14 protein-coding genes and 1 pseudogene are annotated in these 14,886 nt (G+C 69.0%); 10 read left to right on the plus strand and 5 right to left on the minus strand.

Annotated features, from left to right (window positions below; translation table 11 throughout):
* Positions 1-232: 232 nt before the first annotated feature.
* Positions 233-412 carry a hypothetical protein gene (locus ACXJJ3_RS15640; protein ID WP_458172030.1) on the minus strand — a complete coding sequence of 60 codons (180 nt, stop codon included), beginning with the start codon at positions 410-412 and terminating at the stop codon, positions 233-235.
* Positions 413-528: 116 nt separating this feature from the next.
* Here ACXJJ3_RS15640 and ACXJJ3_RS15645 point away from each other — a divergent pair.
* The 4 genes and pseudogenes from ACXJJ3_RS15645 to ACXJJ3_RS15660 form a co-directional block, all read left to right on the plus strand.
* Positions 529-888: pseudogene (locus ACXJJ3_RS15645) on the plus strand (CAP domain-containing protein); the annotation flags it as partial.
* Positions 889-1,064: 176 nt separating this feature from the next.
* Positions 1,065-2,051 carry a CAP domain-containing protein gene (locus ACXJJ3_RS15650; RefSeq protein ID WP_458170774.1) on the plus strand — a complete coding sequence of 329 codons (987 nt, stop codon included), beginning with the start codon at positions 1,065-1,067 and terminating at the stop codon, positions 2,049-2,051.
* Positions 2,052-2,259: 208 nt separating this feature from the next.
* Positions 2,260-4,500 (plus strand): hypothetical protein, encoded by a 2,241-nt coding sequence (locus tag ACXJJ3_RS15655; protein ID WP_458170775.1) that lies wholly within the window; start codon positions 2,260-2,262, stop codon positions 4,498-4,500.
* 71 nt (positions 4,501-4,571) lie between these two features.
* Positions 4,572-4,832: a hypothetical protein gene (locus ACXJJ3_RS15660; protein ID WP_458170776.1), complete on the plus strand. Its 261-nt coding sequence runs from the start codon at positions 4,572-4,574 to the stop codon at positions 4,830-4,832.
* Here the strand turns inward: ACXJJ3_RS15660 and ACXJJ3_RS15665 are convergent.
* Positions 4,808-5,761, minus strand: coding sequence for a GlxA family transcriptional regulator (locus tag ACXJJ3_RS15665; RefSeq protein WP_458170777.1), 954 nt, complete (start codon positions 5,759-5,761; stop codon positions 4,808-4,810). The two genes, ACXJJ3_RS15660 and ACXJJ3_RS15665, sit on opposite strands and share 25 nt — an antisense overlap.
* 82 nt (positions 5,762-5,843) lie before the next feature.
* Here ACXJJ3_RS15665 and ACXJJ3_RS15670 point away from each other — a divergent pair, with 82 nt between their 5' ends.
* The 4 genes from ACXJJ3_RS15670 to ACXJJ3_RS15685 all read left to right on the plus strand — a co-directional run bounded on the left by ACXJJ3_RS15670 (position 5,844) and on the right by ACXJJ3_RS15685 (position 9,713).
* On the plus strand, positions 5,844-6,605 hold the full coding sequence (locus ACXJJ3_RS15670) for an MBL fold metallo-hydrolase (RefSeq protein WP_458170778.1): 762 nt from the start codon (positions 5,844-5,846) through the stop codon (positions 6,603-6,605).
* A 113-nt stretch (positions 6,606-6,718) separates the two neighbouring features.
* The gene (locus tag ACXJJ3_RS15675; protein WP_458170780.1) at positions 6,719-7,189 is read left to right on the plus strand and encodes a lamin tail domain-containing protein; all 471 of its coding nucleotides are present in this window, start codon (positions 6,719-6,721) and stop codon (positions 7,187-7,189) included.
* Positions 7,190-7,278: 89 nt separating this feature from the next.
* Positions 7,279-8,889 (plus strand): DUF222 domain-containing protein, encoded by a 1,611-nt coding sequence (locus ACXJJ3_RS15680; protein ID WP_458170781.1) that lies wholly within the window; start codon positions 7,279-7,281, stop codon positions 8,887-8,889.
* A gap of 35 nt (positions 8,890-8,924) precedes the next feature.
* A complete protein-coding gene (locus ACXJJ3_RS15685) occupies positions 8,925-9,713 on the plus strand; it encodes a phosphotransferase (protein WP_458170783.1) in 789 nt (262 codons plus the stop codon).
* A gap of 620 nt (positions 9,714-10,333) precedes the next feature.
* On the opposite strand, the gene ACXJJ3_RS15690 is transcribed toward ACXJJ3_RS15685, so the two are convergent.
* On the minus strand, positions 10,334-11,194 hold the full coding sequence (locus ACXJJ3_RS15690) for an MOSC domain-containing protein (RefSeq protein ID WP_458170784.1): 861 nt from the start codon (positions 11,192-11,194) through the stop codon (positions 10,334-10,336).
* 59 nt (positions 11,195-11,253) lie between these two features.
* On the opposite strand from ACXJJ3_RS15690, the gene ACXJJ3_RS15695 reads away from it, so the two are divergent.
* Positions 11,254-11,757 carry a helix-turn-helix domain-containing protein gene (locus tag ACXJJ3_RS15695; protein WP_458170786.1) on the plus strand — a complete coding sequence of 168 codons (504 nt, stop codon included), beginning with the start codon at positions 11,254-11,256 and terminating at the stop codon, positions 11,755-11,757.
* Here the strand turns inward: ACXJJ3_RS15695 and ACXJJ3_RS15700 are convergent.
* Entirely contained in the window at positions 11,754-12,560 is an 807-nt protein-coding gene (locus tag ACXJJ3_RS15700; protein ID WP_458170787.1) for a spermidine synthase, read from the minus strand. The genes ACXJJ3_RS15695 and ACXJJ3_RS15700 overlap by 4 nt on opposite strands.
* Before the next feature lie 18 nt (positions 12,561-12,578).
* A complete protein-coding gene (locus tag ACXJJ3_RS15705; protein ID WP_458170788.1) occupies positions 12,579-13,697 on the minus strand; it encodes a glycerophosphodiester phosphodiesterase in 1,119 nt (372 codons plus the stop codon).
* A gap of 194 nt (positions 13,698-13,891) precedes the next feature.
* Between ACXJJ3_RS15705 and ACXJJ3_RS15710 the strand changes: the two genes are divergently transcribed.
* Entirely contained in the window at positions 13,892-14,884 is a 993-nt protein-coding gene (locus ACXJJ3_RS15710) for a malate dehydrogenase (RefSeq protein ID WP_458170789.1), read from the plus strand.
* The last annotated feature ends 2 nt before the right edge of the window (positions 14,885-14,886 follow it).

The following is a 14,886-nucleotide window of genomic DNA, read 5'->3' on the forward strand; positions in this document are numbered from 1 at the left end:
CAAACGATTGCCATCGTCAGAGCTTTGTGAAGTGCGGGCTCCGGTGCGCATCGGCAGGCGGTGACCTGGGCAAGGCTGCTCACCATGACGAACCACAGACGGTCACCACGCAACGGTGTGGCCGGTCCGCTTCTTGCCTCCTTGTCGGCGCTGGTCCTGGTCGCGGGAGTCGGGTGGTTCGTCATGCGCCAGTCCGGTACACCGGCACGCCCGACCGGCCAGGAAGCCCCGATCACGTCGGCCAGTACGCCGGTGGAGCCGACGCCTTCACCAACTCGTACCTCGTCGCGTACTGCAATGCCTTCTCCAACTCGCACCACTCACAAGCCGACGCCCACACCAACTCGGAGCTCAGCTCGGACATCGACTCGGACACCAACTCCAACACCAACTCCAACACCAACTCGAACACCGACGCCGACTCCGACTGCCAAGCCGACGAAGACCAAGACCGCCAAGACCACCAAGCCCCCGAAGAACGAGGACGAAGGAAACGGCTCCGCCGAACAGCAGGTCCTCACCCTCACCAACCAGGAACGCGCCAGGTCCGGCTGCGCCCCGCTGAAGTTCGCCAAGTCCCTCACGAAGGCCGCCCAGGCGCACGCCACCGACATGGTCCTCGAGCACTTCTTCGCCCACGACAGCCTGGACGGCCGCAGCCCGTTCGACCGGATGAAGGCGGCCGGCTTCGGCGGCGGGTCGATGGCCGAGAACATCGCCGTCGGGTACACCAGCCCGGCCGCGGTCGTGAAAGGCTGGATGAACAGCCCCGGCCACCGCGCGAACATCCTGAACTGCGGATACTCGATGATCGGCATCGGCTACGACGCCGGCCAGGTCAAACCCGAGTGGGGCAACGGCAGTTGGGTGCAGGACTTCGGCGGCTGACCCGTTTTCAGTCAATCGTTTTCTTCAGGAATCGTTAAGAGGGTTCACGCCCGCGTAACGATGACCTCGCGCGTCGGTTAAGGTCGCTGTTCGGTGACCAGGGGGGACCTGGCTGTACCACGGGGAACGACGCGCTGTTTCGGTATCACGAAGAAACGAAGAGGATTCGCCCACCCATGACGGATTCGCCAACCCCCCGGCGGCACCGCGGTAGTCGACGTGCTCCCCGGCGGAGCCGTGGCCTGGTCGGCCCGGCTGTCAGCGCGCTCTCGGTGCTGGTCGCGATCGGCCCGGTGGTCTGGCTGATGTCGCACGGCAACTCCCGCACCGACGACGCCACCCAGGTGGTGAACGTGGTCGAGAACAGCAGCGTCGACGACGCCACGGTCGACGGTACGACCGCCGGTCCGATGGTCACGATCACGAAGACGTTGCCGAACGGCGCGACGACCACCGCTGTCGTCGGCCCGGCCGCGGCCGGTTCGGCACCCGTCTCACTGTCGCCGAGTACCTCCCCCTCCGACACACCGAGCAGTACGTCGACGACGCCGGCCACCTCGTCGACACCGGCGACGCCGACCGCGCCGACGACCGGGGTAACGACGGTGACCGTCTCGCCGACCGCACCCCGCAGTACCGACGGCACCACCGTCCGGCCGAAGCCGACCGCACGTACGACGCCGGGCAAGCCGTCGAGTACGCCGACGAAGACCACCTCGCCGTCTCCGAGCGACACCCCCGAACCGCCGGCCGGCGGAGGGGGGACGAACGCGCAGGAACGCCAGGTCCTCGACTACACGAACCAGATCCGGCAGCAGCAGGGCTGCGGCCCGCTGAAGCTGGACAGCTCCCTCGTCGAGGCCGCCGGCAAGCACGCCTCGGACATGGTCCGCCGGCACTACATGGACCACACCAACCCCGACGGCCAGGACCCGGGCGACCGGATGCGCGCCGCCGGGTACCGCGGATCGACGTGGGGCGAGAACATCGCCGCCGGGTACGACACCGCACAGAAGGTGGTCGCCGCCTGGATGCAGAGCGACGGCCACCGCAAGAACATCCTGAACTGCCGCTTCACCACGATCGGCATCGGCTACGACCCCGGCCAGGTGCGCTCCGACTACGGACCCGGCAGCTGGGTCCAGGACTTCGGCCGATCGTGACTGTCATTGTCTCGCAAGCACCGAGTGTGGCTGGAACGTTGTCCCAGAGCCACAATGTCCGGCCGCATGACGGCCGGTCCAGGCGGGTAGATCCGTCCTTGTCATGGTGCCGGACGTTCCTGGGGGGCTCCGGTGAGACGGCTGGTGAGGCTCGTCTCGTTGATGAGGCACGTCTTGGGCGCGCGACTTCGAAGGGAACACCGAACTAATGTCCGAGTCCGGCAACGGCCGGTACAAGCCACGACGCAAGGCGACCCGAGCCGCCCGCTCGTCGCGCGCCGCCAACCGTCCCACCCCGCCCGCGGATTCCACCCCGCCCCCACCACCCGAGCCTCCGCGCTACGCACCCCGCTCGAGCGACGAGTCCCCCTTCTGGGCCAACGCCCCCAAGGGCGGCACCGAGTCCCCGTTTTGGGCCGGCAGCAACCAGTCCCGCCCGGCAACCCCCCAGTACGCCCCGCGCGGCGCCCTCCCCAGCTACACCACACCTGAGGTAGCCCCACCCCAGGCAACCACGCCCGAGGCGACCTCGCCGCAGGCAACCTCTCCCCGTGCGGCCGTTCCCGAGCCCAGCTCCTCCTCCGAGGCAGCTCGTGCACCCAGGTCCTCCGAGGACCCATACCGCAGCACCCCGTCGTGGGTCAACCAATCCCTGACCGCGGACCCCACAAACTCCCCCGCGCCCGGCACCCCCCAGCAACCCCGCCGAGCCGCCCGAACCGACTCCTCCACGGCCACCTCCACGACTGCCTCCGCGGCCGCCTCCGGGGCCTCGTCCACGGCCGCCTCGGCGCCCACCCCAGGCGAATCCACCACCCCGCTAGGCGAAACCGCCGGCACCTGGTCCACCCGCCGAGCCGCCGACGACTGGGCCTCCCTCGGCCCCGCCGCCACCTCGAACACCGACCAGGACTCCTGGTTCGGCACCGCCTCCACGGACCGCCTGGCCGCCACCACGAACAACACCCCGGCCACCACCCCAAGCCCCCGCCGTGCCGCCGACACCACCGCAGCCGCCGGCCTAGCCGCAGCCGGCTCCGCCGCAGGCAGCCTCGCTGCCGCAGGCTCAGCCGCCGGCGCCGACCGCACCCCCACCACAGCAAAAGCCAGCGAGTACGACCCACCGTCAGCCGCCGCAGCTGGCAACTACAGCACGGCACCAAGCGCGGGCGAGTACGCCGCCACCGGTACGGCAGCAGCCGCCGAGCACAACACCACCGAAAGCGCCGCGCGAACCGGCTACGGCACCCCAACCAGCGCAGGCACTCCCGGCGCCGCGAGCGAGTACGCCGCCACGCCAGACGCCGGCCGTACGACAACCACGAACGAGCACAACACCACCGCCAGCACCACGGGAACCGCGAGCGGGTACGCCGCCGCAGATCCCCGACGTACGAGCGCCGCCTCCGACTCCCGGCGTACCACCGCCGCCGCAGGTGCGGCTGGGCTGACCGCCGCTGGAGCGTATGCAACAGACGGCAACCACGTGGCAAGCGGCCGTGACGGTTCTGGCGCCGGTGGATCCGGAAACGGCCCCAGCGGCTCAGGCCCGGGCGGCTCCGGCCCCGGCAGCTCCGGCCCTGGCGGATCGGGCCCCGGTCGTCGCAGCGCGGGTCGTGTCGGACGGGCCTCCCGCGGACGTCGCGCGGTCATCGCGGTCGCGTCCGTACTCCTGGTGATCACCCCCATCTCCTGGATCCTCCTGCACCAACCGCAGAACGACCCAGCCGACGCCTCCGTCCCGATGGTCACCCGCACCGACGACACCTACATCACCCCCTCCACCAAGGCCGCCGTCGCAACCCCGACCACCCGCCCCACGGTCACCCCCACAGCAACCCCGACCACCACCCCGTCGGCCACCCCCACGAACACCCCGTCCGCCACCCCCACCGACACCCCGACGGACACCCCCACCGAATCGCCCACAGACACCCCCACCAAAACCTCCACCCGCACCCCCACCCCCACGTCGGCCCCCACCACCGCCCCCACCACGGCTCCGACCTCCCCCGGCCGCACCATCACCACCACAAAGCCGACCCCCACCACCCCACCCCCGACGACGCCACCGCCCCCGGCGCGCGACGGCGGCATGACGCCCGACGAGCTCCAACTGTTCGACATGATCGACAGCGCCCGCCAGAACGCCGGTTGCGCACCGCTGGAGCAGGACCCGAGCCTGACGACGAGCGCCCGCTCGGACGCCTCGAGCCGGTCGAAGTCGGGCTCGACGAACAGCACCGGCAGCTCGAAGACGACCGCGGGCGGCGACGGGGTCAGCGCCCAGCAGGCGTACAACCAGATGATGTCGCAGAGCCGCAGCACCGTTCTGAACTGCGGCCTGAAGACCCTCGCGATCGGCTACGCGAGCACCACGCACTGCAAGATCCTGCTCTGCCTGACCGGCACGGCGGATCGGCACGCCTGGGTCGCCGACTTCGAGTAGTTGCGCACGCTATCCGCCGGTTGGTGCGACCATGGTTGGGCGACCTGGTCCACCAACCTGCGGGAGGCTGGATGTTCTTCGAGCGTGATGACGTGGATCGGGCCGGGCCGGCGCACTTCGGGATTCATCCGGATGCGCTGGCCGAGGAGCGGCCGGATCCGCGGCCGGACGAGGCGCGCAAGATGGGGTTGAGCCGGCACACCGAAGAGGGCGCCGTACTCTATTTCGCCTCGTCCCTGGACCGCGGCAAGACCGGGCACCGGATGATGGCGTGGATCCTGCTGATCACGTTCGCGGCGCCGGTGGTCTACATCCTGCTCGTGCTGCTGTAGAACTCCTGCCGATGCCGTTGCGGCGTCGTACCGAGCACCGTGTGGAAGTGGTGCCGCAGCGCGTCACTGCTCCCGAACCCGCTCTCGGTCGCGACCCGCTCAACTGACAAATCCGTTGTCTCCAGCAACAACCGCGCCCGGTCGAGCCGTTGCCGCAGCAACCACACCTGCCCGGAACTCCCGGTCCGCGCCCGGAACTGCCGCGTGAACGTACGCCGCGACAACGCCACCGCCCCTGCCCATTCGTCGAGCGACACGGGCTGGTCGAGCCGCGCCCGCGCCCACACCATCGCTTTCTCGATCACGTCGTCGGCGGGGTCCGGCGGTACGGGGACCGGGATGTACTGCGCCTGCGATCCGCTCCGGTGCGGCGCGACCACGATGTCCCGCGCGACCTGTTCGGCCATCTCGAACCCGTGATGCGTCCGGACCAGGTGCAGGCAGCAGTCCAACGACGCCGCCGTACCGGCCGACGTGACGAGATCCCCCTGATCCGACCACAGCACATCCGCCCGGACCTTCAGCTCCGGGTACCGCGACCGCAGCTCGTCGGCGAATCGCCAATGCGTCACCACCTCCCGCCCGGCGGCGATCCCGCTCTCCGCCACCAGGAACGCCCCGACGCACAACCCGACAACGGTCGCCCCGCGCGCATGCGCCTTCCGGATCGCGTCCAGCAGTACGCCGGACGCGACCAGCCCGGGCTCCCAGCTCGGCAGTACGACGACGTCGGCGCGCTCCATCGCGCCGAGCCCGTGGTCAACGGTGATCCCGAACCCGGCGCTGGTGGGGAACGACCCGGGCTGCTCGGCGCAGACCTGTACGTCGTACCGATCCGGCAGGCCACGCCGCTCGCCGAGGACGAGGCACGGCACGGACAGGTGGAACGGGCTCATCCCGGGGTACGCGAGAACGGCGACGGTACGCATGAGAACAGTATGGCCCGATTTTCGGCAACTATGGCTCCCGGGCCAATGGTTCGGACGGTCGCCGACGCGGAGGATCGTGGTCATGAAGATCACGCACATCGGCGGCCCGACCGCCGTCCTGAATCTCGGCGGCCTCACGTTCCTCACCGACCCGGCCTTCGACGAGCCGCGCGACTACCAGCTGCCCGGCCGGGTGATGACGAAGCTGACCGGCCCGGCGATCCCGGCCGCGGAGCTCGGCCCGGTCGACGTCGTACTGCTGTCCCACGACGAGCACAAGGACAACCTCGACGACGCCGGACGCGCCCTGCTGCCGTCGATTCCGACCGTACTGTCGACACCCGGCGCGGCGCTGCGTATCGAAGGCGTCCGCGGCCTGGAGAGCTGGGAGACGATCGACCTCCCGCGGCCCGACGGCGGCGTGGTCACGGTGACCGGCGTACCGGCGCTGCACGGCCCGGACGGCGCCGAGGCAGTCGTCGGGTTCGTGACCGGATTCGTCTTGCAGGGCGAGGGATTGCCGACCGTCTACGTGTCCGGCGACAACGCGTCACTCGGCCACGTGAAGGAGATCGCGGACCGGTTCGCGCCGATCGACATCACCGTACTGTTCGCGGGCGCGGCCCGGACCGGACTGCTCGGCGGCGCCAACCTGACGCTCACCTCGGAGGACTCGGTCGAGGCAGCCCGGATCCTCGGCGACGCGATCATCGTCCCGGTCCACACGGAGGGCTGGACGCACTTCAGCGAAGGCCCAGAGCAGTTCCTGGCCGCGTTCCGGGAGGCCGGTCTGGAGGACCGCGTGGAAATGCTTGTTCACGGTGTTCCGAAAACGCTTTCTTGAGGGCTTGACGAGCACGGAGCGTGACGACTAGCGTGTCCGACCGCCGGGGGGAACCGGCAGCATGAGTACACCGGGCCGGGGGGACATCGGCCCACTGCCAAGGGGGATTTCCTGTGTTCGGACAACGTTTTCGCACGCTCTTCTCCGCCGCGACGGCCGCCGTGGTGCTTGCCGGCACCGCGGTACTCGCACCACTGACGGCCGACGCGGCGATCACCGCGGTCCTGAGCGGGATCCAGTACGACCCGCCCGGCCCCGACACCCGCACCAACGCCCAGATCAACAACGAGTTCTTCACGGTCCGGAATATCAGTTCACGCCCGATCAACCTGTCCGGCTTCCGCGTCCTGGACGCCGCGAACCACGTGTTCGTCTTCCCACGCGGCTACGTCCTACCAGGCCGCTCCACCGTGATCGTCCGCACCGGCAAGAACCGCAACCGCGCCCTGACCCTGTACTGGAACCAGAGCTGGTATGTCTGGAACAACACCGGCGACACCGCCCGCTTCCAGACCCCCGCAGGCAAAACCTTCGACACCTGCACCTACAAGGCCGTCGCCGGCCGCTCCCGCGTCGGCTGCTAACCCATCAAATCTGTGGATAACTATTTCCCTTAAAAACAAGGCGATCCCAGCTTTGAAAACTGTCGGAGGCAGTGTCTAGAGTTGCAGGCATGGATGTTCTCGGCGGACGCTCAGTGGTTGCTCTAGGCAACCACGAGGTCCTGCCCGCCCTCGACGCCGTGAACGCCGAGATCATCCGCCTCGAATCCCTCCGCCTCCAACTCATCACCCGCGCCGAAGAATCCGACCTCGCCCAAGACCTCGGCGCCCGAGACACGGTCGAGCTCCTCACCTTCCGCCACCACCGCAACCGCCCCGAAGCCTCCCGTGACGTCCGCCTCGCCCGCACCCTCCCCAAATACAAGACCGTCCAAGCAGCCCTCACCACCCTCCAAACCGCCCACGCATCGGCGATCATCACTGAACTAGAACGCGTCCGTACCCGCGTCCCGGTAGAAGACCTCGACATCGCCGAGGAACAACTCGTCGGGCTAGCGGCCCACCTCTCCCCGAACGAGCTCCGCACCGCCGCGAAGCAACTCTGCAACCTCCTCGACTCCGACGGCCCCGAACCCGACGAGCAAAAGGCCTACCAGCGCGAGTCCCTGACCCTCACCAATGCAGACAACGGCGTAAAGTTCCGCGGCTACCTCGCCAACGAGAACGCGGAACTGTTGCGCACGGTCATCCACACCGGCGCCCGCCCTCACAAGACATCGGACGGTGAGCACGACCCGCGCGCCCGCGACAAGCGCCAAGCCGACGCCCTCACCACCGCACTGACGGTCGCCTCGAATGCCTGGGACACAGACACCCCAGGCCACGGCGCCAAGGCCAACATCACCGTGACGATCGACCTCGACGACCTGCGGGCCGCCACCGCGAACGCGACCGGGCAGACTGGCCAGAGCGCCAGAACCGACCGAACCGACCAGACCGGCGGAACCGGCCAGCCCGGCGGATCGGGCAAGAGCGGCGGTACCGGTCGGATGGTCTACGGCGACGACCTGTCCGCCGCCACCGTCCGCCGCCTCGCCTGCGACGCAGGCATCATCCCCCTCGTCCTGGGCTCGAACTCCGAGCCGCTGGACGTCGGCCGCCGAGAACGCCTAGTCACCCGCGCAATGCGCCACGCATTGAACGCCCGCGACCGCGGCTGCGTAGTCTGCGCGGCACCTCCGGTGATGTGCGACGCCCACCACCTCACCTCCTGGCTGGACGGAGGCCCCACCGCCCTCACCAACCTCGCCCTCCTGTGCCGCCGCCACCACGTAGACCTCCACGCCGGCCGCTGGACCATCACCATCACCAACGGCAAAGCCCACGTAGCCCGCCCCACTTGGGCCGACCCACCGCCCCACACCCGCAGACCAGCCGCCCCACCCACGCCACCCCTCCGCGGGACACCCCTGCCCACGCCACCGGTGTCTGAACCACCCCTGCTTGAACCACCGCTCTCTGAACCACCCGCGTCTGGACCACCCATGCCTGGTTCAGACCTGCCTGGTTCAGACCAGCCTGAGCCACCCGCACCCGGCGCCGCCCCGCATGGGTCACCCCTCCGCGGGACACCCCTGCCCAGCACCACAACGGAAGATGAGCCACCAAGCCGCTGGCGCGCGAACGCTGCCACCTACGCCGAAGCTGCCCGCTTCGCAGTCTGGAATGGGCGCCAGCCCAATGAGTCCAGCACAGGGCCCCCATCCTTCGCGACAATCTGACACCCGCCGGCGTACCCGGCTGTCAAACTTCCGGTATGCCCGAGCAGCACCTCGAGGGCGGGATCACGAACGCGGGCAAGGTCGTCCGCGTCGGTCCGCATGTACTGCGCCCCTCGAGTCCGTACTCAGGTTCGATTCACGCTTTCCTGCGGGCGGTGAACGACGCCGGATTCAAGGGCGCCCCGACACCGGTCGGCATCGACGAGGACGGCCGCGAGCGGCTCTGGCTCATCGAGGGCGAGGTCCCCTTGGCTCCCTATCCGGACTGGAGCCAGTCCGACAGCGCGCTGGCGTCCGTCGCCAGGTTGCTGCGTGGGCTGCATGACGCGGCTCACGGATTCGACCCACGGGGACGTACCTGGAACGGCGGCCTGGCCGACTCCGCGGGCGGGACGCTGGTGTGCCACAACGATGTCGAACTCTCGAACGTCGTCTTCCGTGACGGTATCGCGGTTGCGCTGCTCGACTTCGAGTTCGCCGCCCCTGGTCGGCCCGTCTACGACCTCGCCCAGCTCGCCCGGCTCTGCGTACCGATCGAGGACGACTTCGACCAGGACCGGATCGGCTGGCAGCCGGCAGACCGTCCGGCACGGCTACGGCTCGTCGCCGATGCCTACGGACTGGACCGGGACGGCCGCACAGACCTGCTCGCTGCCGTGAACGACGCCCTCGCCCGGATCGAAGCAGCCGCACGCCGCAGCATCGCCACCGGAGGCCCGACCACCCTTGCGAGGGTGAACCGAAGCGGCGGCATCGAGAAGTACGCCCGCCGACGCGCCTGGTGGACAACCCACCACGACCAATTCGCCGCCGCCCTTCGCTGACTGGACCGTCATCCAGCTACAGCAAACCTCTTTAGAATAAGTCGATTCGTGTCGCGCCGCTCTGCGGAGAACAGGTCGATTCGTATTGCGTCGCTCTGTAGAGAGCAGACAGCCGGGTCGACGCATGTTGGATCGATGGCGTGGTTTCGCTTGGGTTGCGCTCGCGGACTCTGCCGAGTGACACGGGCGTTGACTCAGCACCTGTACCCCCGAGGGCCCACCTGCCGGCTCTCCCCAACTAGTTGCTCGGTTGTCAGCCCTTTCCCGCAGAGTTGGTTGCCTGACAGCTTCTCCAGGCGGCTGCTCGGTTGTCAGCCGTTCCTCGGGTCACACCCTCGACTGCCCCATCAGCAGCCGCCCGCTTCTCAGCCCATCCCCAGGCCGTCGCTCGCCTCTCAGGTCTTCCCACGTAGCACTTCAGCTCTCGGCTCTACGCTCGCCTGCCCCGTCCCAGGCAGTTGGTTGCCTGCCAGCTCTTCCCCAAGTAGCTGGTTACCTCGCAGCCCTTCCCAGTAGGTGATTGCCTGGCGGCTCTTGCTTGGGTAGGCGCTCGGTTGTCAGCTCTTCCCCAAGTAGTTGGTTGCGTGGCAGCTCTTTCGGCGTCGGTGGTTGGTTGGCAGTCAGTTGGTTGTTGGGTGGGCGGGGTCTGTTTGGGGTGGGATCCATTCGTGGACGGTGATTTTGTTGCCTACCTGGATTTGGCCTGGGGTTAGGACGGCGGCTTTGATGCCGAAGCTGACGCCGCCGCCATAGGTGGGTTCTCGGCGGTAGGTGGCGAGGGTTCGGGTGGGTTCGGGGCCGGATTTGGTGCCGGTGGACTGGTTGACGGTGGGGACGGCGCAGCGGATGCCTCGGGCGGAGTAGCCGATGGTGGTGGTGCCGGCGGTGAGGCGGAGGACTTTGTCTTCGGTGTGGGGGTCGGGCCAGCCGGTGATGACGATGTTGGGGCGGAAGCGGTTCATCGGGATGGCGGTGCCGCCGTGGTCGCGGATGCGGGCGTTGAGGCCGTCGAGGGAGGACTCGGACGTGATCATCAGGGCGTGAGCGTCGCCGTAGCCAGTGAGGCCGCGGTGGGCGCCCCAGCCGGGGCGGTCGTGTTCGGGGGTGACGTGGACGAGGGCGGCGGGGGTGCCGAGGCGTTCGGTGAACCAGGCGTCGGCGTCGGGGTCCTGGACGACGCCTTGGCCGAACCATTTGCCGAAAAGGCTGACGTCGCGGCGCTTGCCGTCGTACCGGATGGGGATGTCGAGGGTGGCGCCGTCGGGGGCGGAGAGATGGAGTACGTCGTCGGTGAGGGCGGCGCGCAGTGTGGCCATCGCGGGGAGTTTGCGTTGGCTGAGGAACGTGCCGTCGGGCTCGACGAGCATGAACAGCCGGTCGTTGCGGAGGCCGGTCGGGCCGACCTCGGCGGAGTCGACGGGGATCCCGGCGAGGCCTTTCACCGGGTAGTAGATGAGGGCGGCAACCTTGGCGACAGACACGTGCCCAAGCGTAACCGGAGGCTTGATCTGTTGAAACATGTTGAGTTATGTTTGATCACGTGGAGGATGTCGAGGGATTTGCTGCGGCGTTGCAACGGGTACGGCGGCACGCGGGCGTGACGTACCGCGAGCTTGCGGAGCGAGCGCATTACTCGCACGCGCATCTGATCCGCGCCACCAGCGGGAAGCAGCTACCGACGTGGGATGTGGTCGCGGCGTTCCTCGCGGGGTGTGGGGTGCCGGCCGACCTGGTGCCGGTGTGGCGGCGGCGCTGGGAGGAGGCCGGGCGCGATCCTCGCGATGTCGTCGGACTGCTGGAGGGAGCGCAGACGCTGGAGGAGTTGGGGGCCGCGGTGGCCGCGCTCACGCAGCCGCGTTCGTTGCGGGTGCTCGAGCAGCTGACCGGTATTCCTCGGGCAACGATCCAGGCCTGGCTCCGCGGCACGAGGTCGCCTGGGCGGGATCGCCTCGACCACCTGGTCCGTACGGTCGGCGCGACGCAGGACGAACGCTCCGCCGTCGCCCGGACTCTCGATCGGCTGAGTACGCCGGTCCGGACCTAGCTGCGGAAGACCGAGGCGGGCGCCCGCGGAGTGGTGAAGGCCTCGGCGTCGGTCAGGGGTGCGGCTTTGCCGGCGAGTTCGTGGAGCGGCATCAGGTCGTACGGCGGCTGCGCGCGGCGGCCGGCGTCCGTGAGGTTGGGCAGGGTGTTCGGGGAGGCGAGCAGGATGACGTTCCCGAAGCCCTTGCCGCGAAGGATCTTGCGTTCGGCGAGCACTACCCCCGCGCCGATGACCGACGCGACGGTGGCCGCGGTACGGCGGATGAACGGCAGGCCGGCCTGGCCGTCGATGAGGTTGGCGACGAGTACGCCGGTCGGCCGCAGCACCCGGGCGCACTCCGCGAAGAACTCGGACGTGACCAGGTTCGACGGGACCGCTTCGTGTTCGTAGGCGTCGAGGATCACGAGGTCCATCGAGTCCTCGTACACGTCCCCGATACCGGCGCGGCCGGTGACCGGGCGGACCTTGATGCCGGAGCGCTTCGGCAGCGGCAGGGCTTCGCGGACGAAGTCGGTCAGGTCCTCGTCGGGTTCGAGGACGATCTGCCGGGAGCGGGGGCGGGTGGTCGCGACGTACCGCGGGAGGCTGAGCGCGGCGCCGCCGATGTGCAGGACCGCGATCGGCTGACGTCGTGGGGCGACCGCGTCCACGACGTCGCCGATCCGGCGCATGTACTCGAACGACAGGTGGGTGGGGTCCGCGAGGTCCACCTGCGACTGCGGTGATCCGTCGACCCGCAGGACGAACGTCCCGTCCTGCTCAGCCTCGACACTCGCCAGCCCCGAACCCGTTCGCCGCTCCACCTGGCTATCTTTTCAGGCTCAGCGCCCGTCCTTCTCCTGGGCCACCGCGATGTCGGTGTTGTCGGTGAACAGCCCGTCGATCCCGGCCCGGCGGTACGCCGCGATCTCGCCGAACAGGTCGCCCGAGTCCGACGCCACCGTCGAACTGTCGAAGTCGGCCGGCAGGAACGTGTTCTCGACCCGGAACGTGTACGGGTGCACGACCAGCCCGGCCTTGTGCGCGTTCGCGACCAGCGCGGTCGGCGTACCGAGCTTGCCGGTCGCGTCGAGCGGGATGACCTGGTCCTTCGACGGGCCGACGCCGTCGGCGTACGTCGCGACCTCGCGGAGGCCGGCCGCGCTGACGATGTCGGCGTACGTGCGCTTGTCGCCGGAGACCACGAAGTCGTACGGCGCGCCGCTCGCGCTGGTCAGCTGCACCAGCGGCACCCGGAGCTCGCGGTGCAGCGCCTTCAGGTTGGCGACCTCGAAGGACTGCACGTAGACCTTGGCACCCGGGCGGTTGAGGCCGTTCTGGTTCAGAGCACGTACCAAGACAGGCTCCAGCGGCAAGCCCTGCAAGCGGAAGTACGTCGGGTGCTTGGTCTCGGGATAGATGCCGATCGGGCGGCCGAGCTCCTTGGACAGCCGCTTCGACAGGTCGACGACCTCCTGGAAGGTCGGGATCTGGTACCGCCCGTTGAACACCGTGTTGTGCTGCCGGACCGCCGGGATCCGCTCGACGGCGCGCAGCGTCTTCAGCTCGGCCAGCGTGAAGTCCTCGGCGAACCAGCCGGTGGTGGCGACGCCGTCGAGCATCTTGGTCTTCTTGCGGTCCTTGAACTCCGGGTGGTTCGCGACGTCCGTGGTCCCGCCGATCTCGGGCTCGTGCCGGGCGACCAGCACGCGGTCCTTGGTGGTGACCAGGTCCGGCTCGATGAAGTCCGCACCCATCCGGGCGGCCAGCTCGTACGACGCCAGCGTGTGCTCGGGCCGGTACCCGGACGCGCCCCGGTGCCCCACGATCACGAAGTCGTCGTGCTTCGCCGCGGCGACCGGCCCCGAAGAAGGCGCCGAAGAGGCGGACGGGACCACGATGGCCGCGGCGACCGCGAGCGCCGACGCGGCGACCGGCAACAACCGGCTGGACAGCTTCATGAAGGTTCTCCTCACACGCCAGGGGATTCTCAGCTCACACTCAGGCACAGCGTCGGCCCCACGAGGTACGCCGGATGACCGATCGGTGAACGATCCATCGGGATGTGAGGTAATCGCGCGGCCCCCAGCGTTGGTACCGGGCACGCGGCTTGCTAGCGTCCGAAGCACACAATCTGATGAGCTAGGAGCGAGTCGTGAGCACTACACCGGTGAAGGTGGCCGTTACCGGGGCCGCGGGGAATATCGGTTACAGCCTGCTGTTCCGGATCGCGAGCGGCGCGCTGCTCGGGCCCGACACCCCGGTGGAGCTGCGGCTGCTGGAGATCACCCCGGCGCTGAAGGCGCTCGAGGGCGTGGTGATGGAGCTCGACGACAGCGCGTTCCCGACGCTGGCCGGGATCGAGATCGGCGACGACCCGAACAAGGTCTTCGACGGCGTCAACGTCGCGCTGCTGGTGGGTGCGCGGCCGCGGACGAAGGGCATGGAGCGCGGCGACCTGCTGGAGGCGAACGGCGCGATCTTCACCGGTCAGGGCAAGGCGCTGAACGACCACGCCGCCGACGACATCCGGATCACGGTCACCGGCAACCCGGCGAACACCAACGCGCTGATCGCGAAGAGCAACGCGCCCGACATCCCGGCCGAGCGGTTCTCGGCGCTGACCCGGCTGGACCACAACCGGGCGCTGGCGCAGCTGGCCAAGAAGGCCGGCGTGCACGTCACCGACCTGAAGAAGATGACGATCTGGGGCAACCACTCCGCGACCCAGTACCCGGACATCTTCCACGCCGAGGTGGCCGGCAAGAACGCCGCCGAGGTCGTGAACGACCAGGCCTGGGTGGAGAGCGACTTCCTGCCGACCGTGCAGAAGCGCGGCGCCGCGATCATCGAGGCCCGGGGCGCGTCCTCGGCCGCCTCCGCCGCGGCCGCCACCATCGACCACACCCGCGACTGGCTGAAGGGTACGGCCGAGGGCGACTGGGCCTCGATGGCGGTCGTCTCGGACGGCTCGTACGACGTGCCGGAGGGCCTGATCTCGTCGTTCCCGGTGACCACGAAGGACGGGAACTGGGAGATCGTCCAGGGCCTGGAGATCAACGAGTTCTCCCGCGGCAAGATCGACGCCTCGGTCGCCGAGCTCGGCGAGGAGCGCGACGCGGTGAAGGACCTCGGCCTGATCGGCTGACA

The organism is Kribbella sp. WER1 (assembly GCF_054189145.1).

Excerpts from the sequence above, each read along its gene's own strand:
- ACXJJ3_RS15650 (WP_458170774.1), top strand. The coding sequence starts at position 1,065 with ATGACGGATTCGCCAACCCCCCGGCGGCACCGCGGTAGTCGACGTGCT.
- ACXJJ3_RS15655 (WP_458170775.1), top strand. The coding sequence starts at position 2,260 with ATGTCCGAGTCCGGCAACGGCCGGTACAAGCCACGACGCAAGGCGACC.
- ACXJJ3_RS15660 (WP_458170776.1), top strand. The coding sequence starts at position 4,572 with ATGTTCTTCGAGCGTGATGACGTGGATCGGGCCGGGCCGGCGCACTTC.
- ACXJJ3_RS15665 (WP_458170777.1), bottom strand. The coding sequence starts at position 5,761 with ATGCGTACCGTCGCCGTTCTCGCGTACCCCGGGATGAGCCCGTTCCAC.
- ACXJJ3_RS15670 (WP_458170778.1), top strand. The coding sequence starts at position 5,844 with ATGAAGATCACGCACATCGGCGGCCCGACCGCCGTCCTGAATCTCGGC.
- ACXJJ3_RS15680 (WP_458170781.1), top strand. The coding sequence starts at position 7,279 with ATGGATGTTCTCGGCGGACGCTCAGTGGTTGCTCTAGGCAACCACGAG.
- ACXJJ3_RS15685 (WP_458170783.1), top strand. The coding sequence starts at position 8,925 with ATGCCCGAGCAGCACCTCGAGGGCGGGATCACGAACGCGGGCAAGGTC.
- ACXJJ3_RS15705 (WP_458170788.1), bottom strand. The coding sequence starts at position 13,697 with ATGAAGCTGTCCAGCCGGTTGTTGCCGGTCGCCGCGTCGGCGCTCGCG.